General features: G+C 65.2%; 18 protein-coding genes. 11 read left to right on the top strand and 7 right to left on the bottom strand.

Features of this window, described 5'->3' with window-relative positions; all coding sequences use genetic code 11:
* Window position 1 precedes the first annotated feature (1 nt).
* Window positions 2-1,390: an AmpG family muropeptide MFS transporter gene (locus tag BSY239_RS21015; protein ID WP_172823139.1), complete on the bottom strand. Its 1,389-nt coding sequence runs from the start codon at window positions 1,388-1,390 to the stop codon at window positions 2-4.
* A gap of 70 nt (window positions 1,391-1,460) precedes the next feature.
* Between BSY239_RS21015 and BSY239_RS21010 the strand changes: the two genes are divergently transcribed.
* A complete protein-coding gene (locus BSY239_RS21010; RefSeq protein WP_069049137.1) occupies window positions 1,461-2,327 on the top strand; it encodes a M48 family metallopeptidase in 867 nt (288 codons plus the stop codon).
* 6 nt (window positions 2,328-2,333) lie between these two features.
* Here BSY239_RS21010 and BSY239_RS21005 read toward each other — a convergent pair whose 3' ends face one another.
* From BSY239_RS21005 to BSY239_RS20985, 5 genes are all read right to left on the bottom strand, one after another.
* On the bottom strand, window positions 2,334-4,745 hold the full coding sequence (locus BSY239_RS21005; RefSeq protein ID WP_156775553.1) for a DUF1631 family protein: 2,412 nt from the start codon (window positions 4,743-4,745) through the stop codon (window positions 2,334-2,336).
* 83 nt (window positions 4,746-4,828) lie between these two features.
* The gene (gene secF / locus BSY239_RS21000; protein ID WP_069048524.1) at window positions 4,829-5,782 is read right to left on the bottom strand and encodes a protein translocase subunit SecF; all 954 of its coding nucleotides are present in this window, start codon (window positions 5,780-5,782) and stop codon (window positions 4,829-4,831) included.
* A gap of 14 nt (window positions 5,783-5,796) precedes the next feature.
* A complete protein-coding gene (gene secD, locus BSY239_RS20995; RefSeq protein ID WP_069048523.1) occupies window positions 5,797-7,680 on the bottom strand; it encodes a protein translocase subunit SecD in 1,884 nt (627 codons plus the stop codon).
* A 96-nt stretch (window positions 7,681-7,776) separates the two neighbouring features.
* Window positions 7,777-8,103 (bottom strand): preprotein translocase subunit YajC, encoded by a 327-nt coding sequence (gene yajC / locus BSY239_RS20990; protein ID WP_069048522.1) that lies wholly within the window; start codon window positions 8,101-8,103, stop codon window positions 7,777-7,779.
* 137 nt (window positions 8,104-8,240) lie between these two features.
* Window positions 8,241-11,840: an indolepyruvate ferredoxin oxidoreductase family protein gene (locus BSY239_RS20985; RefSeq protein WP_069048521.1), complete on the bottom strand. Its 3,600-nt coding sequence runs from the start codon at window positions 11,838-11,840 to the stop codon at window positions 8,241-8,243.
* 180 nt (window positions 11,841-12,020) lie between these two features.
* Between BSY239_RS20985 and BSY239_RS20980 the strand changes: the two genes are divergently transcribed.
* From BSY239_RS20980 to BSY239_RS20950, 7 genes are all read left to right on the top strand, one after another.
* Window positions 12,021-12,530 (top strand): Lrp/AsnC family transcriptional regulator, encoded by a 510-nt coding sequence (locus BSY239_RS20980; protein ID WP_069049136.1) that lies wholly within the window; start codon window positions 12,021-12,023, stop codon window positions 12,528-12,530.
* 199 nt (window positions 12,531-12,729) lie between these two features.
* Window positions 12,730-13,320: a hypothetical protein gene (locus BSY239_RS20975; RefSeq protein WP_069048520.1), complete on the top strand. Its 591-nt coding sequence runs from the start codon at window positions 12,730-12,732 to the stop codon at window positions 13,318-13,320.
* Window positions 13,321-13,448: 128 nt separating this feature from the next.
* Complete coding sequence (locus BSY239_RS20970; RefSeq protein ID WP_156775552.1) at window positions 13,449-14,114, top strand: hypothetical protein; 666 nt, start codon at window positions 13,449-13,451, stop codon at window positions 14,112-14,114.
* Complete coding sequence (locus BSY239_RS20965) at window positions 14,111-14,572, top strand: hypothetical protein (protein WP_156775551.1); 462 nt, start codon at window positions 14,111-14,113, stop codon at window positions 14,570-14,572. Before BSY239_RS20970 ends, BSY239_RS20965 begins: the two co-directional genes overlap by 4 nt.
* A gap of 7 nt (window positions 14,573-14,579) precedes the next feature.
* Entirely contained in the window at window positions 14,580-15,401 is an 822-nt protein-coding gene (locus tag BSY239_RS20960) for a COG1470 family protein (protein ID WP_156775550.1), read from the top strand.
* Window positions 15,398-17,383, top strand: coding sequence for a carboxypeptidase-like regulatory domain-containing protein (locus tag BSY239_RS20955; protein WP_156775549.1), 1,986 nt, complete (start codon window positions 15,398-15,400; stop codon window positions 17,381-17,383). Before BSY239_RS20960 ends, BSY239_RS20955 begins: the two co-directional genes overlap by 4 nt.
* A 139-nt stretch (window positions 17,384-17,522) precedes the next feature.
* Window positions 17,523-17,927 carry a hypothetical protein gene (locus tag BSY239_RS20950; protein ID WP_069048515.1) on the top strand — a complete coding sequence of 135 codons (405 nt, stop codon included), beginning with the start codon at window positions 17,523-17,525 and terminating at the stop codon, window positions 17,925-17,927.
* A gap of 58 nt (window positions 17,928-17,985) precedes the next feature.
* Here BSY239_RS20950 and BSY239_RS20945 read toward each other — a convergent pair whose 3' ends face one another.
* Complete coding sequence (locus tag BSY239_RS20945; protein ID WP_069048514.1) at window positions 17,986-19,110, bottom strand: IS630 family transposase; 1,125 nt, start codon at window positions 19,108-19,110, stop codon at window positions 17,986-17,988.
* Between the two features lie 338 nt (window positions 19,111-19,448).
* On the opposite strand from BSY239_RS20945, the gene wbaP reads away from it, so the two are divergent.
* Genes wbaP through gmd form a run of 3 tightly spaced genes read left to right on the top strand, consistent with a single transcriptional unit; the run spans window position 19,449 to window position 23,203 of the window.
* Window positions 19,449-21,020, top strand: coding sequence for an undecaprenyl-phosphate galactose phosphotransferase WbaP (wbaP, locus tag BSY239_RS20940; RefSeq protein ID WP_083240109.1), 1,572 nt, complete (start codon window positions 19,449-19,451; stop codon window positions 21,018-21,020).
* Window positions 21,021-21,056: 36 nt separating this feature from the next.
* Window positions 21,057-22,055, top strand: a complete 999-nt coding sequence (gene fcl, locus BSY239_RS20935; RefSeq protein WP_069048513.1) for a GDP-L-fucose synthase — start codon at window positions 21,057-21,059, stop codon at window positions 22,053-22,055.
* Window positions 22,052-23,203 carry a GDP-mannose 4,6-dehydratase gene (gene gmd, locus BSY239_RS20930; protein WP_069048512.1) on the top strand — a complete coding sequence of 384 codons (1,152 nt, stop codon included), beginning with the start codon at window positions 22,052-22,054 and terminating at the stop codon, window positions 23,201-23,203. The genes fcl and gmd overlap by 4 nt, the downstream gene beginning before the upstream one ends.
* Window positions 23,204-23,214 lie beyond the last annotated feature (11 nt).

The raw sequence follows: 23,214 nt of genomic DNA, 5'->3' as shown, positions 1-23,214 counted from the left end.
TTCAAGGACGTTGCCCCACGGGAGCGACGCGCGAGGCGAGCCAGACCAGCAGCAGCACCGGCACGCCCAGGCACGCGGTGGCCGTGAAGAAAGTCGGGTAGTCGTAGGTGTCCACAAACGCCCCCGAATAGCCCGCCAGCCATTTGGGCGCCAGCAGCATCATGGAGCTGAACAGCGCGTATTGGGTGGCCGAGTAGCTCACATTCGTCAAGCCCGACAGGTAGGCGATGAAGGCGGCAGAGGCCACCCCCGCGCTCAGGTTGTCGGCCGAGATCACCAGGATCAGCGCAGTCACATCGTGTCCATGGCCGGCCAGCCAGGCAAACAGCAGGTTGCTCGCGGCCGAGAGCACGGCGCCGAGCATGAGCACGCGCATGACACCGAGCTTGAGCGACAGTGCGCCGCCAATGAATGCCCCCACCAGCGTCATGATCACGCCGAAGACCTTGGTGACCGCGGCCACCTCGTCCTTGGTGTAGCCCATGTCCACATAAAACGGGTTGGCCATGATGCCCATGACCACGTCACTGATGCGGTAGACACCGATGAGCGCGAGGATCAACACCGCCTGCTTGCCATAGCGTTTGAGGAAATCGGCAAAGGGCTCGACCAGCGCACTTCGCAGCCACTCGGCGGCGTTCTTCGACGGCGGCAACACCACGTGTGCCGGCTCGCGCGAAAACAGCACGGTGAACACACCCACCAACATGCTCGCAGCCATCACGAGGTAGGCCGTCGTCCACGCGGCTTGCTGGTACAGCACACCCGGCGCTGCGCCCGCCGCCGCGGCCACCGGTGCCACCTCGGCGCGCGCCGCGATCCACAACACACCAGCGCCAGCCCAGATCATGGCCAGGCGGTAGCCGGTCTGGTAGGTCGCAGCCAGCGCACCCTGGTGGCGCGCGTCGGCGGACTCGATGCGAAACGCATCCAGCGCAATGTCTTGCGTGGCTGAAGCAAACGCCACAGCGAGCGCGCACCACACCACCATGGTCAAACCGGTCCGTGGATCGGACAAAGCCATGCCGACCAGCGAGGCCATGATGAGGCCTTGCGAAAGCAGCAGCCAGCTTCGGCGCCGGCCCAGCCAACGCGTGAGCAACGGCAGCGGCAGGCGGTCCACCAGCGGCGCCCAGCACCACTTGAACGCATAGGCCAGACCGACCCAGCTGAGGTAGCCGATGGTCGTGCGGTCCAGGCCGGCCTCGCGCAATCGAAAGCTCAAGGTGCCCAGCACGAGCAGCAGCGGCAGCCCGGCGGAGAAACCGAGTGCGAACATGCGCAGGCTGGCCGGCTCCAGGTACACGCGCAGGGTTTCGCCCCAGGTCGGGCTGGGCTGCGGCGTCGGTTCGGCGGCCGACGGGCTTGTCACGGAGGCGGGAGGAGACATCGGCGGGCCGTAGAAAAGATAGGGTTCACCGATGTGGGCACACCCGCACGGCTTTGACTATTATTCACCCATGTGTTTCATCTGCGACTTCAAGTCTGACCACGCCCCCGCACCGCGGCCCGAACATGTCTGGTCGGCCCGCCGTGGCTTCCTGCTGGCGGGCACCGCCGCTGCGGCCGGCGCCGTGTTGCCAGCCGCGGCCCAGGTCGACGTGGGCCAGGCTTCGGCCCTGCGCAACCTCGTGCCGGCCGAAGAGCTGGAGGCGGCGGCCAACCAGCAATACGCACAGATGATGAACGAGGCCAACGCCAAAAAGGCGCTGCTGCCCACGGGTCACGCCGAGGTGCAACGGCTGCGCAACATCGCGCGCCGCATCATTCCGCACTCACCACAGTGGAACAAACGCGCCAGCAGCTGGAAGTGGGAAGTCAACCTGATCCGCAGCGACCAGATCAACGCCTTCTGCATGCCGGGCGGCAAGATCGCGTTCTACACCGGCATTCTTGAAAAGTTGCAACTCACCGACGACGAGACCGCCATGATCATGGGCCACGAAATGGCCCATGCGCTGCGCGAACACGCGCGCGCCCGGGTGGCCAAGAGCAGCGCGACCAGCATCGGCCTGTCGATCGCTGCGCAGCTGTTTGGTCTGGGCCAGTTGGGCGATGTGGCGGCCAACCTGGGCACGCAGTTGCTCACGCTCAAGTTCAGCCGCGAAGACGAAACCGAGGCCGACCTGGTGGGTCTTGAGCTCGCAGCGCGCTCCGCTTACCGGCCACAGGCCAGCGTGAGTTTGTGGCAGAAGATGGCGTCAGCGGGTGGCGGGGCGGGTCCCGGCTTTCTGTCCACCCACCCCAGCGGCCCCAACCGCATCCGCGAACTGGAGGCCAACGTCCCCCGCGTGCAAGGCCTGTACGAACAGGCCCGCAAGGGTTGATCCCGCTCAGTTGAGCAGGCGCTCGGGGTTGGCGTCGAGCTTGGAGAGTGCGTCGCGTGTGGCGCGCACGGTGAGCGCCTCTTCTTCACTCGGCACCAGCAGCCCCGCCTGCAGGTACGACGCGACCCGCGTGGCCTGGATCAGGAAACAACGGCCACCATTGGTGACGAACAGGTAGAGCTGGCCGCGCTGGCTGCGCCAGGCCAGTTGCACGCTGTTGAGCTTGCCGTTGTGGTCCAGGCCGAACCACGAACCGATCTGTAGCTCGACCGCCCACGAGCGCATGGCCTCGTTGGGCTGGCTGCCACCCTGGTTGATCACCTCGATGTTGCTGGCGTCCACGCCGGTGATCATCTCGATGCTCTCGTTGTCCAGATCCAGGTCGCCCAGCCCGTTGGCCGGCAAATACTCTTCGAGGTTGGCCAGGCGGTCGGAGAGGTTGTCGAGCTGCTCCTGGGAGATGGCCTCGGTGCGCGACATGAAGGCATCGGCCAGCGTGTCGCTCACCGACTTGATGTGCTGGTCCTGCATGCCGGTGGTGAAGCCCAACAGACCCATGCCCTGGCGCAGACGCTGCAGCAAGGCAGGCAGCTGCTGGATCACGCGGGCGCGGTCGTCGCGGTTGGGCTTGGCACTCGCCGCCCACAGCAGGTCGGAAGCCACCTGTTTGAGCGCGCTGGTCTCTTCGTGGCGCAGACCGTACTTCACGCTGGACACGGCCAGCACGTCGACCCACACCTTGAAGAGGAAGTCGCGCACCTCGTCGCGCACCGGCACGTCGTCCAGCAGCTTGCGCAACTCGATCGTGTACTGGACCGACAAGGTTTCCTTCTGCTCGACCTGCTGCGCCACGCTCACGAAGCGGCTGGCACTGCCTTGTTCGCTGAGGTAGGTGGACAAGAATTTCTGGAACTCGTCGAACACCAGCTGAAAGACGCGCCGACCGGTTTCGGGGTATTGCTCGATCACCTGCACCACGCGCTTGATCTCGGCTTCCAGCGCAGCCGAGCTCACGTTGGACTCGAACCCCATCACGCACGATCCCATGCGGTCGATCAGGCGGCGGGCCGGGTGTTGCAGGGCACTGAAAAACTCGGGTTCGGCCAGTGCCACGCGCAAGACCGGGATCTGCAAACGGGCGAACCACACGCGCACGCTGGGCGGAATGCGCTCTTCGGCCAGGATGCTCTGGAACATGAGGGCCACCACTTCGATGGTGGCTTTCTCCGTGGGGGTGCTCGCGGCCTGCTTGAGCTCGGCCGTGCGCTGTCGCAACACCACCGCCGCTTTTTCAACGTGCGTGGCATCCATGTACACGGCGCCAGGGCGGCTGTTGCCCGAGACGTAGAAGCCCGCGCCGGCGCTGTCACCCGGCACCACCCGTTGCATGGCCTGCGCCAGGCCCGGCGAGGGTGGCAGGATCTGCGTGGCTTCGAACTCACCGCCGACCTTGTCGATCAGCATGCGGCGCAAGCGGCCCACCACGCCCTGGGCGCGCATGCGCGCACGGGCCAGAGGTGATGCGCTGGTCATCATGCGGGTCTCGTCCTGCACACCCATGCTGGAGGAACCAGGGGTGCTTGGACGACTTGCCGGGCCAGAGCCACCGAAGTCGCTCTGGCCGGCATTTGGAGCTGCGCCTGGATGGGTGCCTGCCGGTCGGAACCCTTCACCCGCACCACCGGATCGAGCAACGCCTCCAGGCGGGACGCGTGCGCCCACCGGACTGGACTGCGGTGGCGCGGCGGGCGGACCCTCGGCGCGCGAGCCGGGAGCGCGTCTGACCAGCGCCTGCAGGTCGATTTCCTTCATCACGCCGCTGGCGACCAGGAATTCGTTGGCCGCCTTGTAGGCGTCGTGCAGCTTGAGCGTCATGACCGGTGCCAGTGCGTCCTGCACCAGGGCCCAACCATCACGGGTCATCTCGGATTCGAGCCACTGGTCCACCAGGATGCGGGCGGTCACATCGGGCAGCAACACGTCGCCGCGCGACAACTCCTGGCGCTTTTCCAGGTGCTGCACGCGCAGCCGCAGTTCGTTGAGTTCGGTGGACGCCTTTTCCAGCACCCGCATGGCCAGGCGCGAGGCCATGATCTGGTCGTCAATGGCGCCTTCGGCCACGAGCTCGAGCGCGCCCGACATGCTGATGGGCTGACCGCTGCTGGAGGTGCGTGGCAACAAGGTGCGCTGCAGCGCCTTGCGGCTCTGGTTGAGCCAGGTGGTCTGGTGCTTCTGGAAAGCGGTCCAAGCGTCGCGCCGGGCCTGCATGTCGCGCGCCGAGCCGGCTTGGTCGAGGATGGAGGTCAGGCGCGTGTCGCAGGCCTTGACCATTTCGGGAAGGGCACGTCCCACATGAACCACGAAGAGTTCACGTGCCTGTTTGGCCAGGGAAGAGACGTGCTGATCGGGGGGAGACACAATGCTTTCAGTATGACATGAAAGATTTCAGCGCCCCGAAGTTAAGGTGCTCACAAAGGGTATGCCCGACGAGGTGTTCGCGCTTAAACCACAGCGCCTGCGTTGGGGTCGTCCGGATCACCTTCGTTCTTGCTGCTGGACTTGATCAGGTCTTCCCGTTTGATGCCCAGCCACATCGCCATGGCCGCGCCCACGAACACCGACGAGTAGATGCCGAAACAGATGCCGATGGTCAGGGCGAGCGCAAAGTAGAACAGCGTGGGGCCGCCGAACAGCAGCATGGACAGCACCATGATCTGGGTGGAGCCGTGCGTGATGATGGTGCGGCTGATGGTCGACGTGATTGCGTGGTCGATGATCTGCTGCGTGTTCATCTTGCGCTGCTTGCGGAAGGTCTCGCGGATGCGGTCGAAGATCACCACCGATTCGTTGACCGAATACCCCAGCACGGCGAGCACAGCGGCCAGCACGGCCAGCGAAAACTCCCACTGGAAGAAGGCAAAAAAGCCCAGGATGATGATCACGTCGTGCAGGTTGGCGACGATGGCCGAGACCGCGTACTTCCACTCAAACCGGAAGGCCAGATAGATCATGATTCCCACGATCACCAGCCCCAGTGCCATGAGGCCGCTGGAGACCAGCTCCTGCCCCACCTGCGGCCCCACGAACTCGGTGCGGCGCAGTTCCACCGCGGGGTTTTGCGCCTTCAGCGCAGCCAGCACGGTTTCACTCTGTTGACCGGACGACTGGCCAGCCTGCACCGGCAGGCGCAACAACACGTCGCGCGACGTACCGAAGTTCTGCACCGGCACGTCGGCATAGCCCAGGCCTTCGATCACCTTGCGCACCGACTCCAGATCGGCAGGCTGCTCGTAGGCAACCTCCATGACGGTGCCGCCGGTGAATTCCACCGACAGATGCAAGCCCCGGGTGGTGAGAAAAAAGACCGCGAGAACGAACGTGATGAACGAGATGGCGTTCAGCACGATCGCGTGCTTCATGAACGGGATGTCCTTGCGGATGCGAAAGAGTTCCATGCTGCAATCCTCGTTCAGTCGGCCTTGATGGCGGGGGTCTTGTCATCCGGGCGCCACACGGTCCCGATGGAGACCGTCTTGAGCTTCTTCTGCCGGCCGTACCAGAGGTTGACCAGGCCACGCGAGAAAAACACCGAGGAGAACATGCTCGTGACAATGCCCAGGCAGTGCACCACCGCAAAACCGCGCACCGGACCGGAGCCAAAGATCAACAAAGCCAAGCCCGCGATCAGCGAGGTGACGTTGGAGTCCAGGATGGTGCCCCAGGCGTGGTCGTAGCCGGTGTTGATCGCCACCTGCGGTGAAGAACCACGGCGCAGCTCTTCGCGCACACGTTCGTTGATCAGCACGTTGGAGTCGATCGCCATGCCCAGCGCCAGCGCCATGGCCGCAATGCCGGGCAAGGTGAGCGTGGCCTGCAGCATGGACAGGAGCGACACCAGCAACAGCAGGTTGAAGGCCAGCGCGATGCTGGAGAACATGCCGAAGAGTGCGTAGTAGACGCACATGAAGACCACGATGACCGCAAAGCCCCAGATCACGCTGTTGAAGCCTTTTTCGATGTTCTCGGCACCCAGGCTGGGGCCGATGGTGCGTTCTTCGACGATTTCCATGGGCGCGGCGAGCGAGCCGGCGCGCAGCAGCAGGGCCGTGTCGCTGGCTTCCACGCTGGTCATGGCGCCGGAAATCTGCACCCGACCGCCGCCGATTTCACCGCGGATCACCGGGGCCGTGACCACCTCGCCCCGGCCTTTTTCAAACAGGATGATCGCCATGCGCTTGCCCACGTTTTCGCGGGTCACATCGCGGAAGATGCGTGCGCCCTTCGCGTCCAGCGTGAGGTGCACGGCGGCTTCCTGGGTCTGGCTGTCAAAGCCGGCCTGCGCATCGGTGAGGTTTTCGCCGGTCAGCAGCACGTCGCGCTTGACGATGACGGGTTGGCCGTTGCTCTCGGGATAGCGCTCGGAGCCGAAGGGCACCGGGCCGGTGCCGCGTTCGGCCGCCTGGCCTTCGGATGATTCGTCGACCATGCGCACTTCCAGCGTGGCGGTACGCCCCAGGATGTCCTTGGCCTTGGCGGTGTCCTGCACGCCGGGCAGCTGCACCACGATACGGTCTGCACCCTGCTGCTGGATCACCGGCTCGGCCACGCCGAGTTCGTTGATGCGGTTGTGCAGGGTGGTGATGTTCTGCTTCAAGGCCTGGTCTTGCACCAGGCGCGCCGCTTCCGGCTTGATGGTGGCCACCATCCGCACGCCGGTTCCATCGGGCGTCTCGGCCACCACGAGATCGGGAAACTGGTCCTGGATCAGGCCACTGACGGCCTGCGCGGTCTGGGCGTCGGGCGCGCGCAGCTCGATGGTCTGCCCGCTGCGGTTGATGCCGCCGTGGCGCACACCTTTTTCACGCAAGGCGCTGCGCAGGTCGGCGGTCAACACATCGGCACGGCGCTGCAAGGCCGCGGGCATGTCGACCTGGAGCATGAAGTGCACGCCACCGCGCAAGTCCAGGCCGAGGTACATGGGCGAGGCGCCCAGCGAGATCAGCCATGCGGGTGTGCGCGGCAGCAGATTGAGCGCGACCACGTGGCCGGCGTCGGCCGGATCGGGGTTGAAGGCCTTTTCCAGCGCGTCGCGCGCCTTAAGCTGGTCGTCGGTGTTCTCGAAGCGGGCCTTGACCGAATTGGCATCCAGCTGGATCAACGCGGCCTGAACGCCTTGCGCCGCCAGCGCCTGCTCCACCCGGGTCACCGTGCCGCTGTCGATGCGCACCGTGGAACGGGCCGCCGACACCTGCACGGCGGGCGACTCGCCGAACAGGTTGGGCAGCGCATAGATCGCACTGATCAGCAGGGCGACCACAAGGATCGCGTACTTCCACAGCGGGTAACGGTTCATGGTGATGCCGGCCCTGGAGGCCGCAAATGTGTCAGCGGGATCGGTGGAGGGGCGGGTTGAAAACGCGAAGGGCGGTCAAACCGCCCCATCGCATCATCAGACGCTTTTCAGCGTGCCCTTGGGCAGCACCTGAACCACGGCGGTGCGTTGCATCTGGACTTCCATGCCGTCGGCAAGTTCCACGCCGACGTAGATTTCGCCGATCTTGGAAACCTTGCCGAGGAAGCCACCGGCGGTCACCACTTCGTCGCCTTTGGCCAGGGCTTCCACCATGGCCTTGTGCTCCTTCTGGCGCTTCATCTGCGGGCGGATCATCACGAAATACAGCACCACGAACATCAACACCAGCGGCAGCATGCCCAGGATGGTGGATTGGGTGTCGCCACCGGTGGCGGCTTGGGCGTAAGCGGAGGAAATGAACACGAGCGGTCTCCAACAGGTTCAGGATCAGGAAAAGGTCGAGCGCCCGGCCCCCGCTGCGAGCGGTGCCGGGCGCTGGAACACAACCGGCGATTGTATGCCGGGGGGTGTGTTGGCGCGATGGGCCAAAGGCCCTCGGCTCAGGCGGCTTTGGCCAGGGCGCTCAAGCCGGCGGGCTGGCGCCATTGGGTCAGCAATCCGTCGCGGCGCGTGCGGGCCGCGGCCAGGTTGCGCTCCTTCACATGCCCGAAGCCCTTGATGTGCTCCGGAATGCGCGCAATCTCCACCGCCAAATCCAGGTTGGTCGCAGCGAGCTGGGGCAGCAGCGCCTCGATGTCGGCGCGGTACTGCGCAATCAACGCGCGCTCGGTGCGGCGCTCTTCGGTGCGGCCAAAGATGTCCAGCGCGGTGCCGCGCAGTCCCTTGAAGCGCGCCAGCCACTTGAACGCCGTGAACATGTAAGGGCCAAACGGCTGCTTGACCAGTTCGCCACGCTCGTTCTTCTTGGCGATCAGCGGAGGTGCCAGGTGCACCTTGAGCTTGAAATCGCCTTCGAACTGGCTCGCCAGGCGGGCGTGGAAGGCCGGATCGCTGTGCAGGCGTGCGACCTCGTACTCGTCCTTGTAAGCCATGAGTTTGAAGAGGTTGCGCACCACGGCCTCACTCAGCGTGGTTTTGCCCAGAGGCGCCTCGGCCGCGCGCACGCGGGCGACGAAGCGCTGGTACTCGGCAGCGTAGGCGGCGTTCTGGTAGCCGGTGAGGAACTCGACACGGCGGGCGACCAGGTCGTCGAGCGACTCGCGCTTCTTGAACTGGATCACCTGTTCACCGGCGCCGGCCTTCTGCCACAGGGCCGCCACGGCCTGCGGGTTGTGCGCGGCACGACGACCCCATTCAAACGCGGCCTTGTTCTTGTCCACCTGCACGGCGTTGAGCTCGATCGCGCGCATCAGCGAGGCCAGCTCCAGCGGCAACCAGCCCTTTTGCCAGGCGTAGCCCAGCATCATGGGGTTGGTGTACAGGCTGTCGCCCATCAGGCGGGTGGCGGCGGTTTCGGCGTCGAACGCGCCCACCGACTCGGTGCCCAGGCTGTGCACCAGGGCGTCCACGCAGGCTTGCGCCGGGTTCTGCCAGTCGGGGTTCTTCACGAAGGCTGCCGTGGGCGTGGCGCTCACGTTCAGGGCCACGTGCGTGCGGCCGGCGCGCAGGCGCTGCCAGGTTTCCTTGTTGGCGCTCACGATGGGGTCGCAGCCGATGATCAGGTCGGCCGAGGCGGAGGCGACGCGCGTGGTGCGGATGTCGTCCTGCCGCGCACCGATGAGCACATGGCTCCAGGTCGCGCCGCCCTTTTGCGCCAAGCCCGCCGCGTCCTGCGTGACGATGCCCTTGCCTTCCAGGTGCGCGGCCACACCGAGCAGCTGGCCGATGGTGATGACACCCGTGCCGCCGACGCCGGCCACGATCACGCCCCAGGCTTCCGAACCGAGCGCGGGCAACCGGGGCGCGGGCACAACGCCGCCGGTCCATTCGGCAGCGGCGCCCTTCTTGTCCTTCTTGCGCAGCTGACCGCCCTCGACCGTGATGAAGCTCGGGCAGAAGCCCTTCACACACGAGTAGTCCTTGTTGCAGCTGCTCTGGTTGATGGTGCGCTTGCGGCCGAACTCGGTCTCCAGCGGCTCCACCGACAGGCAGTTGGACTGCACACCGCAGTCGCCGCAGCCCTCGCACACCAGCTCGTTGATCACCACGCGCTTGGCCGGGTCCACGAGCGTGCCCCGTTTGCGGCGGCGGCGCTTTTCGGTGGCGCAGGTCTGGTCGTAAATGATGACCGTGGTGCCCTGGATCTCGCGGAACTCCTTCTGCACCGCATCGAGCAGGTCGCGGTGCTGGATGGCGATGCCCTCGGGCAGGCCTTTCACGCCGTCGTACTTCTCGGGCTCGTCGGTCACGATGGTGATCTTGACCGCGCCTTCGGCGCGCATGCTCTGCGCGATCTGCACCACGCTGTGGCCCTCGGGACGCTCGCCCACCTGCTGGCCGCCGGTCATGGCCACGGCGTCGTTGTAGAGGATCTTGTAGGTGATGTTCACACCCGCAGCGATGCTCTGGCGCACCGCCAGCAGGCCGCTGTGGAAGTAGGTGCCGTCGCCCAGGTTGGCGAACATGTGCTGGTCTTTGCTGAACGGCTGCTGGCCGACCCACGGCACGCCCTCGCCGCCCATCTGGGTGAAGCCCACGGTGGCGCGGTCCATCCAGATCGTCATGAAATGGCAGCCGATGCCGGCCATGGCGCGCGAGCCTTCGGGTACGCGTGTGCTGGTGTTGTGCGGGCAGCCCGAGCAGAACCAGGGCTGGCGCTCGGCGCCGGCCACACCCTGCGTGAGCAGCGTCTGCATGGACTGTTCCTGAGCGGTCAGGATGGCGAGTTGCGCGTCGATGCGCGCCATCACGTCCTCGGGCACCTGGCCCATCTTCTTCAAGCGCTTGGCGATGGCGCGCGCGATGATCGCGGGCGACAGGTCGGCGTTGGCGCGCAGCAGGGTGCGCTCGCTCGGGTTGGGCATGCTCCACTCGCCGCCACTGAAGTCGCCTTCGACCTCCTCGAACTTGCCCAGCACGTTGGGGCGCACGTCGGGCCGCCAGTTGTAGAGCTCTTCCTTCAGCTGGTACTCGATGACCTGGCGCTTCTCTTCCACCACCAGGATCTCGCGCAGGCCGGTGGCGAATTCGCGCGTGGTCTGCGCCTCCAGCGGCCACACCACCGCCACCTTGTGCAGGCGCAGGCCGATGCGGCGGCAGGTGTCGTCGTCCAGGCCGAGGTCCAGCAGGGCCTGGCGCGTGTCGTTGTAGGCCTTGCCGCTGGCGATCAGGCCAAAGCGGTCGTTCGGCCCGGCGATCACGTTGTGGTTGAGCTTGTTGGCGCGGATGTAGGCGAGTGCGGCGTACCACTTGTAGTCGAACAGGCGGGCTTCCTGATCGAGCGCGTGGTCGGGCCAGCGGATGTGCACGCCGCCGGGTGGCATGACGAACTCGGGCACCACGATGTTCACGCGGTCCGGGTCGATCACGGCGGTGGCGCTGGACTCCACGATCTCCTGGATCGTCTTCATGCCGGCCCACACGCCGCTGAAGCGGCTCATGGCGATGGCGTGCAGGCCCAGGTCGAGGATGTCCTGCACCGAGGTCGGGAAGAACACCGGCAGGCCGCAGGCCTTGAAGATGTGGTCGCTCTGGTGCGCGGCGGTGGAGCTCTTGGCCACGTGGTCGTCGCCGGCCACCGCGATCACACCACCCCAGGGCGTGGTGCCGGCCATGTTGGCGTGTTTGAACACGTCGGAGCAGCGGTCCACGCCCGGGCCCTTGCCGTACCAGATGCCGAACACACCGTCGAACTTGTTGGTGCCGGGCGGCGCAAAGCCCAGCTGCTGTGTGCCCCACAAAGCGGTGGCGGCCAGCTCTTCGTTCACACCCGGCTGGAACACGATGTTCTGCGCCTTCAGGTGGGGCGCTGCCTTCTGCAAGGCCTGGTCGTAGCCGCCCAGTGGCGAGCCGCGATAACCACTGATGAAACCCGCCGTGTTCTTGCCCACCAGCGCATCGCGCTGGCGCTGCAGCATGGGCAGCTTGACCAACGCCTGCACGCCACTCATGAAGGCGCGCCCCTGGTCGAGCGCGTACTTGTCGTCCAGCGTCACGGTTTCCAGGGCGCGGCGGATGTGTTCGGGCAGGGGGGCGTTCATCGTTTTGTCTCCGTGATGGGCAGGTCGCCTCGTGGGCGTGTCGTGGGCCAAAGCAGCGTGCCTCATAGGCACACAACTCCAGTGTGGCGCACAGTGTATGCCCCGTCGCGCGACAGGTGTTTGCGTTTCATGCCCGATTTATCGATGATCGAGCAACATTCTTTCATCTACAAGGCCATCATGGAAACACTCGACAAGTTCGACATCACCATCCTGCAAGAACTGCAAAGCGATGGCCGCCTCACAAACGCCGAGCTGGCCCAACGCGTCGGCCTGTCGGCCGCACCCTGCTGGCGGCGTGTGCGTGCGCTCGAAGAAGCCGGTTTCATCCGCGGCTACCGCGCCGAGATCGACCGCGAAAAAATCGGCTTGGGCGTGCTGGCCTTCGTGCGCCTGGATGCCGACCGCAACAGCGGCGACGTCACGCGCAAGCTGGAGAACGCGATCCGCGAGATTCCGGAAGTCGTGTCCTGCCACTACATCAGCGGCTCTGGCACCTTCGAGCTGCAGGTGGTGAGCCGCGACCTCAACCACTTCAGCCAGTTCGCGCGGGAGATTTTGCTCAACCTGCCCAACGTGAAAGACCTGCACACCAGCTTTTCCCTCGGGGAGGTGAAATCCGGCAGTGCACTTCCGTTGACGCACCTGTTGGCAAAAAGTACGACCACGGCAAACCGGTCAAGAACTTGAACATTTTTGGGTCCATTCGTCGAAGATTTTCGACCGTTGGGTAACAAACTCGCCGTAAGTCGTTGAGTTATGTGAATTTTTTCCCACTGTTGGCTTGCCAGCTCTTGTGCCATTTCGTAACATTGGCTCAACCAACCCCGTGGAGCATGTACCAGAAAGTGCTCAGTCCACATTCATCACTTCATCTTAAGGAAACGTCGTGAAAAAAGCCCTGCTCCTGAAAACCACCCTGGCACTGGCGCTGGCCACCCCCTTGCTGGCTTCGGCAGAATCGCAGTTGGTGTCCGGTGCCGGCTCCGCCACCGCCAACCTGGACCTGCGCGTGGTGATCCCGCGTGTTCTCTTTCTGGGTGTGGGCACCGGTTCCGGCACACCGCTGGCGACCAATGCCGCGATCGACACCCTGACCTTCGACTACACAACCAACCCGCTGGACGTGGGCGCCGGCGCAGCAGCCCCGGCCGCATCCATCACCAGCACCGGCCTGACTTCAGGCCCGGCATCGATTCCCGTGCGTGTTTTTGGCAACAACGGCCAGGTCACGATCACCGCGACCAACCCGCTGGTTCTGACCAGCGGCGCCGACACCATTCCGTTCACCGAGCTGACCGTGACATCGAGCAACGGGGCATTGGCCGCACCCGCATTCAGCGGTGGCACCAGCCTGCCAACGTTGGCCGGGCGCGTGACCAACCAGACCGCCAACTGGACCTACGCGTACGCCAACAGCACCACCCCCGCCTTCGGCACCTACGTGGGCCGGGTCACCTACACCGCCACCATGCCCTGATGGCTGGCCAAGCTCACCGGTGTGCCTTGCGCACCGGTGGACTACCCCGCCTTGGCGCCGAAAATGGTGACTCCCGGCGCCCCTCGACTGGGCGCCACTGACCCTGTGAAACAGCTGAGTACGGCTCGATGACCACCTCACAGCAACTCGTTGGCCGCCGCACAAGACGGTTGCTCGGTTGCGCCTGCCTGGTGGTGTGGTGCGGCGCGGAAATGTCCGCTGCGCTCGCTTGGTCCTTGTCCGTCAACTCTGGCAGCCGTCGTCTGTTTCTGCATGTTGGCAACGGCGCACTGAGTGGCAGCAGCGGCACACTCAATGGCACCGCCGGGCGCAGCGGCCCTGTCAATCTCGTGGCCGTCACTGTCCCGGCCGCGCAGTTGGGCAACGGAACACCGCTGGCCATGACCAGCGACAGCACACAGAACATCAGTTTGTACGGCGACGGCAACAACACCTGCCCAACGCCGGCCAGTCAGGTGATGGTGGGCGCAGGCTACCGCCGCAACAGCGGCGCAGCCAACGCCAGCCTCACCGTTTCTTCGCCGGCCAACCTCATCAACGCCAACGGAGACACCATCCCGATCAGCCAGATCAGCTGGACTGTGGCCGCCCCGGGCAGCGGCGTCCCCAACGTGATTGCACCCGGCACGTTCAACGGGGGAACCCAGAACCTCGCCACGGTTCCCGGCAACACCTACCTCGAAAACTGCCACACCTTTTCATACGCCAACAGCGACGTGCGTGCGGCTGGTACCTACAACGGCCGTGTGACCTACACACTGGCTTCACCATGACGGGACGCCGGCGACTTGTCATTGCTGCGCTGGGCATGTTGGCATTCGGGTCCAGCCTGGCGAATCCGTTCCGGCTGGACGACTCGTTGAGTTACACCGTTCCGCCCAACGTGCAGATGCAGTGGTTGCCGTTCGCCCGAGGCCAGATGAACGCGAGCGGCATGGAAGCCTGGGTGACCGTCAACATCCGCATCGACACCCGCGACTGGATCGGCCGCAGTGGTCGCATCTACATGGTGCTGCCGCGCGACGAGGCTTCCAGCATCGAGGCTGTCTGGACGACGCAGGGCAGACTGCAGGCCGGGCGCCTGGTGTCCGGCGAACGCGCCCTGGTCTTCGCCGGTACGATTCCCGGCGCCACTCTGGAAGACCAGATGCAGGTTCGGCTGCGATCGAATGCCGATTGGACATCCAACAGCCGTCGCCTGAATTTTCACTTCGAACTCGATACCAACTGAACCCGCCATGACGACTTCGCTTCCGGGATCGTTGCTCAACAGATTGAATACGCTGCTGGGTTGGGCGTGTGTCTGTGTACTGTTCTTGACGCCGCTCATGGGGAATGCGCAAGGTTTTGCCGCCTACATCACACCCCCGCGTTTTGAAGTGAAGGCCACGCCTGGCCAGCCGCTGCGTCAGGTGTTCGAGATCCAGCACGTGGGCCAGTTCAAAGGCGGCTACCGGGTGTACACCAACGACTGGACCTTCCAGGCCGACAACTCGGTGGTCTTCACCGACCAGCTGGCGCCCGAGAGCTGCCGTCCATGGGTGACGATCGAGCGACGCGAACTCACACTGGAGCCCGGCGCGCGCTACCGCTTCCGCTTCGAGATCAACCCGCCCGCCGGCACAACGCCACGCGAATGCCGCTTCGCGATCATGATCGAAGGCCTTGACCCCGCCAGGAGCGGCGTCGACGTGGGCGGACGGATCGGGGTGATCGTGTACGCCGCTGTGGGCGATGCTGCTCCGGTGCTCAACCTCACGGCCACCCGCGTCGTCAAGGCAAGCGACGGCAAGAGCGTGGCAACGCTCGATGTGCGCAACAGCGGCAACGCTCATGGCCGACTCGAAGGCTACGTGAACGCCATCGACGCCGCCGGGCAAACGCTCGAAATGACGCCGGCCGACATACCGATCATGCCGGGCGAGACGCGAGGCGTGGCTCTCTCGCCCGTGGTGGGCGAAGGCAAGACCGCACCCGAGGTGCGGTTCCCGCTGGTGGTCAAAGGCACGCTCGAATGGGGCAAGAACCGTCTGCCGCTTGACGCCAGATTCGCTCCATGAGTGTTCGGGTGGCGCACCCGCTCTGCAGCCTGCTGGCCTTCGTGGGTCTCGCCACCCAGCAGGCTGGCGTGTGGGCACAGGATGCGACAGCATCCCGTGTCTCCAGCGCACCCGAGGCCCTCTATGTGGACCGCGTGATCGACAACCTGGTGCCGGAAGCTCTGGAAGAGAACGAGGCCTATGCCTACGACCGCGAAGGCTGGCCGCGCTTCCTGCGACTGGAGACGCGGTTGGGCACCCAGCCTTTTGACCAGACCCAAAGCACCCGCATCGGCTACGGCATCTATGGCCTGCTGGAAACACCCAACCACGGCACGCTGTCCATCGATGGAACGTACGCGCCGCGTGACAACAGCGGTACGCTCACCTTGCGCCAGGTCGCGATGCCGTTGGGCGGTGGCTGGCTCACCAGCAATGAGCTGGGCATCATCAACACGCCAGCGCCGGACATCATGCGCTTGCCGGCGCGCATTTACGTACCTTCGGCCATCCTTCAGGGCGTTGGCACCGAGTTCGAGAACCCCGAGCAAGGTTTGCAGTTGCAGGCCTCCACGGGCGAGCCCGGACGGCTGGACTTCCTCCCCGCCAGCGGGTTTCGATCACTGCCCGGACGGCGCACCACCCTGGCCGGCCAGTGGCGCATCAACGCCTCGGGCGCCGATACGCTTTCCCGCCAAGGCTGGACCGCAGCCCTCCGGCACGAAGATGCGCGCGGCGTGTCGTCGCTGGACAGCCCGCAACAACCCAGTGATTTCGTCAACGCCAACTCCACCCTCGTGGCGCTGCGGCACGAAGGCGCGAATCACCACATCCAGGGTCAAGTCATCAGCACCCAATCCAGCAGCCTGAGCGGTGCGCGCCGAGGATTCTGGATGGACAGCGAATGGGAAGAGGGGCCGCGCCGTCACGGTGTGGGCGCCTACCGGCTGGAGGCCGACCTGACCTGGGCCAACCTGCCACTGGCCAACGACATCGTGGGCGCCTACCTGCGCACCAACTGGGCGACCCGCCAATGGTCGGCCGAAGGCTCGGTGGACTGGCTGGATTCCATCAGCGGGCGCAGCGGCAGTGGCTACTTCGCCACGGGATCGGCACGCTGGCGCCTCAACCGCGACCACACGCTGGGAGCCGGCGCCGCTTTGCGTCGCTTCAATGGCGACGCCTGGAACACCTATGGCGACTGGCGCTTCCAGAATGGCTGGGGCACCAGCGGCCTGCGCCTGGAATTTGCAGGGGGACAAGACCAGATCGCCACCCGCAGCCTGATCTGGGATCAGGAATGGACGGTGCCGCAAGGCTGGGCCCTGTCGACCAGCCTGGGGGCAACCGCCTACAGCGCCGCCCGAAACCTGCCTGCCGAGACCACATGGAATGGTGCATTGAGTGTGTCTGCACCACTGTCCAGCAAGGCTGGCCTGCGTGGCAATGTCAACACCGAGCGCGGAAGCACTGGGCAGACACGCAACAGCATGAACCTTGGCGCGAACTGGCGCATCGACGCCCGCTGGAGCATGGAGGGCAATTACACCCGCTCTTCGGGCCGCAGCCGGTTCAGCCCGTCGCTGGACCCGCTGGCACCGCCGGATGTGTTGGTCCGAGACAGCGACCGCTCGCTCTATGCGGTGTTGCGCTATGAGTTTCAAGCAGGCAGCCGCAATGTGCCGCTGGGTGGCAAGTCCAGCGACGGGGGTGGGCGTATCGAGGGCACGGTGTACTTCGACGCCAACCGCAGCGGTACTCAAGAAGCCAGCGAAACCGGCGTACCCAACGTCACTGTTTTTCTGGACAACCGCTACTCCGTGCGCACCGACAACCAGGGGCGCTTCGAATTTCCCTTTGTGGCCAGCGGTCCGCGTACCGTCACTGTACGACCCGAGACCCTGCCCCTGCCCTGGAACGTGATTGACGAGGGACAGACGCGGGTGGACGTGCGCATGCGCGAAAGTGTGACCCTGACACTCCCCGTACAGCGCAGCGAATAGCGGTTGGGGATCTGGGCGAACCGTAGCGAGGGTCTCAAGTTCCCGGAGGGGGGGCCGATAGTGGTTCATGTGCCGCCTGCCACGCCCTCTTCTTGTCTGCCTGACCTCCGGCGCTCTGCTGCTGGTTCCAGCGCCGGGCATGGGTGAGAGTCGAGCGGTCAACCAGCACAGCGCCAGCGCTTCCATCGACATTCGCATCGTCGTTCCACCCATCATGCGGGTACTGGAGAACAGCCATCCGGTTCAGCTGATCGCGGAGTCTGGTGGCGACTGGAGCGCCGAGCAGCGACTGGTCGTGCTCTCCACCATGAAACGCGGCTTTTGCGTCACCTTGCGCATGAACACTTCGGACGTGGAAGCCTGGCGCTTGCAAACCGAGCAATCCGGCGGCATCACGCTCAGCCCGGTAAGCGACGGCTACCGCTTGTGCACGCCGCGTCCGGGCCGCTACACGCTGCTCTTGCAGCACGAGTTCGAAGCCAGCGGCAACAGTGCCATGCAATCGCTCCGCTGGCCGGTGCAAACCGACATCTCGGCCATCTGAGCGTTCGACGGCCGCCGGCCCGTCCACGAAACCTCGTTTCGGGATGTAAGAACCCCACTCATGCCCAGGCAGCCGTTACATCGGCTTCATGCTGCAGTGCACCATTCTGGTCTGCACTTATCGTCCAGCGCGCCAGCGCAGCCTTGGCGCGGGTCACCTGGGCGGTGTCCGGCGCGTCGACTGTCCAGATGAATGCTTTGGCTTCCTTGCCCGGGCGCTCGATGTGCTGCGCGATGGCTTGCTGGAGGTCGGCCGCGCTGGTGAAGCGGTCGTGCTGCATGCCGTGCCTCGCGTTGTCGCGCAACAACCGCCTGACCGTGTTCAACCAAGAGGCATTGGTGGGGGTTGAATGCACGACCAGGCGCGGGTGTTGGGCGAGCCAGGCCTGGACCTTGGGACGCTTGTGCGTGGCCTGGTTGTCCACGATCAGGTGCAATTGCAGGTGCCTGGGTGTCTTGCGCTCGATCAGGCGAAGGAACCGGAGCCACTCCTCGTGGTGATGACGATCCTGGCACCCTGAGATCACGGCGCCCTCCAGTTTCTTCAGCGCGGGCAACAGGATTGCCATGACATGGCGCCCGTGGTCGCTGGCCGGGGCGCCATCAACCAGGTGCTGGGTGCGGCCGGGCGTGTGGACATGGCCGTTCCCGGCGCAGCTGAGCACCAGCACACGCTCGCGCGGGTTCATGTACAGCCCCACGACATCCACCCACTCGGTGTCGATGTGAAGCGCAGCCCCGGCTGACACCTTGGCCGTGCTGTTCAGGTGCGGCTGGATGCCGTTGCGTCGCCACACCCGTCCGATGGTGGTGGCGCTCAGGCCCAGGTGCAAGGCCAGTGTGCGGGTGCTCCATGGCGCGCCCGAAGCCGGTTGCTCGTGCAATGTGGTGTGCAGGATGTGCGACTCGACTTCGGACGTCACGCTCGGTGTGCGCCCTGAACGCGACGCGTCTTTCAGCAGGGCAGGCAGGCCGCCTTCAATGAAGCGCCGCCGCCACAACGCCACTTGTCGGCGGTCCAGCTTGACCTCCTGGGCAATGTTCTTGTTTTGCCAACCTTGCGCCGCCAGCAGGATGACGTTGGCACGTTGCTGCACACGGGCCTCAACCCGTCTGCCTTTGGACAGCGTGAGCAACTCGGATGTGGTCTTCGCATCCAGTTCGATCGCTTCGGCAACTCGCATCGTTTCAACCTCCTTGAGAACCCGGCTCTGTCGAACATCACAAGAGCCATCAATTGCGGCGCAGTCCACCCACTCGCCCGGGGTCAGCGTATCGAAGCAATGTTCGATCCAGCGCACTCCTCGTCGCTTTACTCAAAGCTCGTTACATGCACCTGCGCTACCCGCCATAAGAATGAAAAAACAAGTGCGCGACTGTACGTCAGCGCACACAACGAACTCAGGGTGTCCTTTCATGTCGTGCTTCAACCACCAGACGTTTCCGCGCTCCATGCGAGTGCATCCCGTGCACCGGCATGGGGTCCACGCCATGAACATCTCCACACGAAAGAGGTGCTGACATGGCGCGCGCACGCACCCGTCCCTTCGAGAGGCCGCCGCCCGCCGAAAGCGGCCAGCGCACCATCGTCCCGTTCTTCAACGAACACGACCTCGCCCGCAGCCTCGCTCCCTGGGCCAACCTGAACGAACGTCAGCGACAGGCCAAGGCCTGGCTGGTGTTCACCGACCTGCTGGTGCTTGCGCTCTGCTTCGTCGCCGGGCGCCTGCCCGCCTGGCTGCTCCACGACATGAGCCTGCCGCAGGCGATGAACGTCTGGTGGGCCGCCAATGGCCACCTGCGCGTGATGCTGTTCGCCGCGATTGCCCTGACCATCGTGAGCTGGATGTGGACGGTGCAAGGCCACTACTCCGCCCACCGCCGCAAGCCCTGGTGGGACGAAACCCGCCAGTTGATCCAGGTCATCGTGCTGGCAGCGCTGCTCGACGCGATGGTCATCTACCTCGCCAAGTGGCCGCTCTCGCGCTTGTGGACCGGCGCCACCTGGGGCCTGGTGCTGATCTTCCTGCCACTGGCCCGCCTGGCCATCCGCACCTGGCTGCTGCGGGCCGGTCTGCTCACACAACCCTATGTGCTCATCGGCCACCCCGAGGACGTCGAGAAGGCCGCCGCCGCGCTCGCGAGCGAGCCGCTGCTGGGCTACAAGCCTGTGGCCGTCGTCTGCCCCGACCCCGGCGCACGGCTGGTTGAGCTCGGTGAATACGTGGCCGCACCCACCGCGCTCAGCCCCGGCGTGCGCGAGTTCCTTGCGCGGCCCGGCTCCTACCAGCTGGTGGGCGTGCTCGGCGTTCGTGACAACAACTGGCTGCGTGAACTGGCGCAGGACCTCATGCTCACCCGCGACGACCTGGTGATGGTGCCCGCGCTCGGCGGCCTGCCCATCTACGGCATGGAGGTCTCGCACTTTTTCAGTCACGACGTGTTGCTGCTGCGCGCCCGTAACAACCTCAACCGCCGCGGCCCGCAGGTGCTCAAGCGCGCGCTCGACATGGCCGGTGCTGCCGCCCTGCTGGTGCTGCTGGCGCCGCTGTTCGCCTGGGTCGCGTGGCGCATCAAGCGCGACGACGCCGGCCCGGTGTTCTTCGTGCAGAAGCGCGTGGGGGTGGACGGCCAGCTGTTCGATTTCATCAAGTTCCGCAGCATGGTGATGGACGCCGACGGTGCCCTGGAGCGCTGGAAAACCGAGAACGAAAAACTCTACGTGCAGTACCTGGCCAGCAACTTCAAGCTCGCCAACGACCCCCGCATCACCAAGATCGGCCACCTCATCCGCCGCACCAGCATCGACGAGCTGCCCCAGCTCATCAACGTCTTGCGCGGTCACATGAGCCTGGTCGGCCCGCGCCCGCTGCTGGCCCGTGAGCTGGACGAGTACGGCAAGAGCATTGCCGCCTACGGCAAGGCCCGCCCCGGCATCACCGGCCTGTGGCAGATCAGCGGGCGCAGCACCAGCACCTTCCAGCACCGCATCAACATGGACCTCTGGTACGTGCGCAACTGGTCGCTCTGGTACGACATCGTGATCATGCTGCGCACCGTGCGCGTGGTGCTCAAACAAGAAGGCGCCTGCTGATGCCCACCCACCGCTCACTGCCCACTCCCCACCGCCATGAACACACCTGAAACCATCTATGTGGCCGGCCACCGCGGCATGGTCGGCTCGGCCATCGTGCGCCAGCTGCTCGCCGCCGGCCACCCCGCCAGCCACATCCTCACGCGCACCCACGCCGAACTCAACCTGACCGACCAGGCCGCCGTTCGCGCCTTCTTCGCAAGGACCAAACCGCAGCAGGTCTACCTCGCCGCGGCCAAGGTGGGCGGCATCCACGCCAACCACACCTTTCCCGCCGACTTCATCTACCAGAACCTCATGATCGCGGCCAACGTGATCGAGGCTGCGTTCTGCAACGGCGTGCAGAAGCTGCTGTTCCTCGGATCCAGCTGCATCTACCCCAAGCTCGCTCCGCAGCCCATGAGCGAGCAAGCCCTGCTCACCGGGCTGCTCGAAGCCACCAATGAGCCCTACGCCGTGGCCAAGATCGCCGGCATCAAGCTCTGCGAAAGCTACAACCGCCAGTTCGGTGCCAGCCACGGCGTGGATTACCGCAGCGTCATGCCCACCAACCTCTATGGACCGGGCGACAACTACCACCCCGAAAACAGCCACGTCATCCCTGCGCTGATCCGCCGCTTCCACGAAGCCCGGGTGACCGGCGCGCCCGAGGTCGCCATCTGGGGCAGCGGCACACCCCTGCGCGAGTTCCTGTTTGTCGACGACATGGCATCGGCCTGCGTGCACGTGATGAACCTGCCCAAGGCGCTCTACGAGCAACACACCCAGCCCACGCTGAGCCACATCAATGTGGGCTACGGGTCGGACATGACCATCGCCGAGCTCGCCCACAGCATCGCCCACGTCACCGGCTTCGCCGGGCAGATCCGTTTTGACGCCACCAAGCCCGACGGCACCGCCCGCAAGCTCATGGACAGCAGCCGCCTGCACAGCTTGGGCTGGCAGACGCAGAAGGTCGATCTCACCAGCGGACTGGCCCTCACCTACCAGGACTTCCTGCAGCAAACCGCTCAACGACAGCACACCGCACCATGACCAAAAACCCACCCACCCACAACGTCCAGCCCAAGGTCGCCCTCATCACCGGCGTCACCGGACAGGACGGCTCCTACCTCGCCGAGCTGCTGCTCGACAAGGGCTACGTCGTGCACGGCATCAAGCGCCGCAGCAGCCAGTTCAACACCCAGCGCGTGGACCACATCTACCAGGACCCGCACATCGAGAACGCCCGCTTCAAGCTGCACTACGGCGACCTGAGCGACACCAGCAACCTGATCCGCATCGTGCAGGAAACCCAGCCCGACGAGATCTACAACCTCGGCGCGCAAAGCCATGTGGCGGTGAGCTTCGACAGCCCGGAGTACACCGCCGACGTGGACGGCCTGGGCACGCTGCGCCTGCTGGAGGCCATCCGCATCCTCGGGCTGGAAAAGAAGACCCGCTTCTACCAGGCCAGCACCTCCGAGCTCTACGGCCTGGTGCAGGAAATCCCGCAAAAGGAAACCACCCCCTTCTACCCGCGCAGCCCCTACGCCGTGGCCAAGCTCTACGCGTACTGGATCGTGGTGAACTACCGCGAGGCCTACGGCATGTACGCCTGCAACGGCATCCTGTTCAACCACGAATCCCCGCGCCGCGGCGAGACCTTCGTCACCCGCAAGGTCACGCGCGGCCTGGCCAACATCGGCCAGGGACTGGAGCACTGCCTTTACATGGGCAACCTGGACTCGCTGCGCGACTGGGGCCACGCCAAGGACTACGTGCACATGCAGTGGTTGATGCTGCAGCAGGAGCGTCCGGAAGACTTCGTCATCGCCACAGGCGTGCAGTACAGCGTTCGCCAGTTCATCGACATGGCCGCCCAAGAGCTGGGTGTGACGCTGAGCTTCGAGGGCGAGGGCGTGAACGAACAGGCCGTCGTGCAGTCGGTCGTGGGCGACCGGGCGCCCGCGCTGCAGCCCGGCCAGGTGGTCGTGAAAGTGGACCCGCGCTACTTCCGGCCCACCGAAGTGGAAACCTTGCTGGGCGACCCCACCAAGGCCAAAGCCACGCTGGGCTGGGTGCCGCAGATCGGGCTGCAGGACATGGTGGCGGAGATGGTGGTGTCCGACCTGGCCGACGCACAGCGACACGCCCTGCTGAAACACCACGGCTACGCGGTGGCCGTGACCGGCGAACACTGAACCCGTCCGCA

The organism is Hydrogenophaga sp. RAC07 (genome assembly GCF_001713375.1).
In the GTDB taxonomy this organism is placed as follows: Bacteria; Pseudomonadota; Gammaproteobacteria; order Burkholderiales; family Burkholderiaceae_C; genus Hydrogenophaga.
This window is presented reverse-complemented; position numbering and strand designations above follow the sequence as displayed.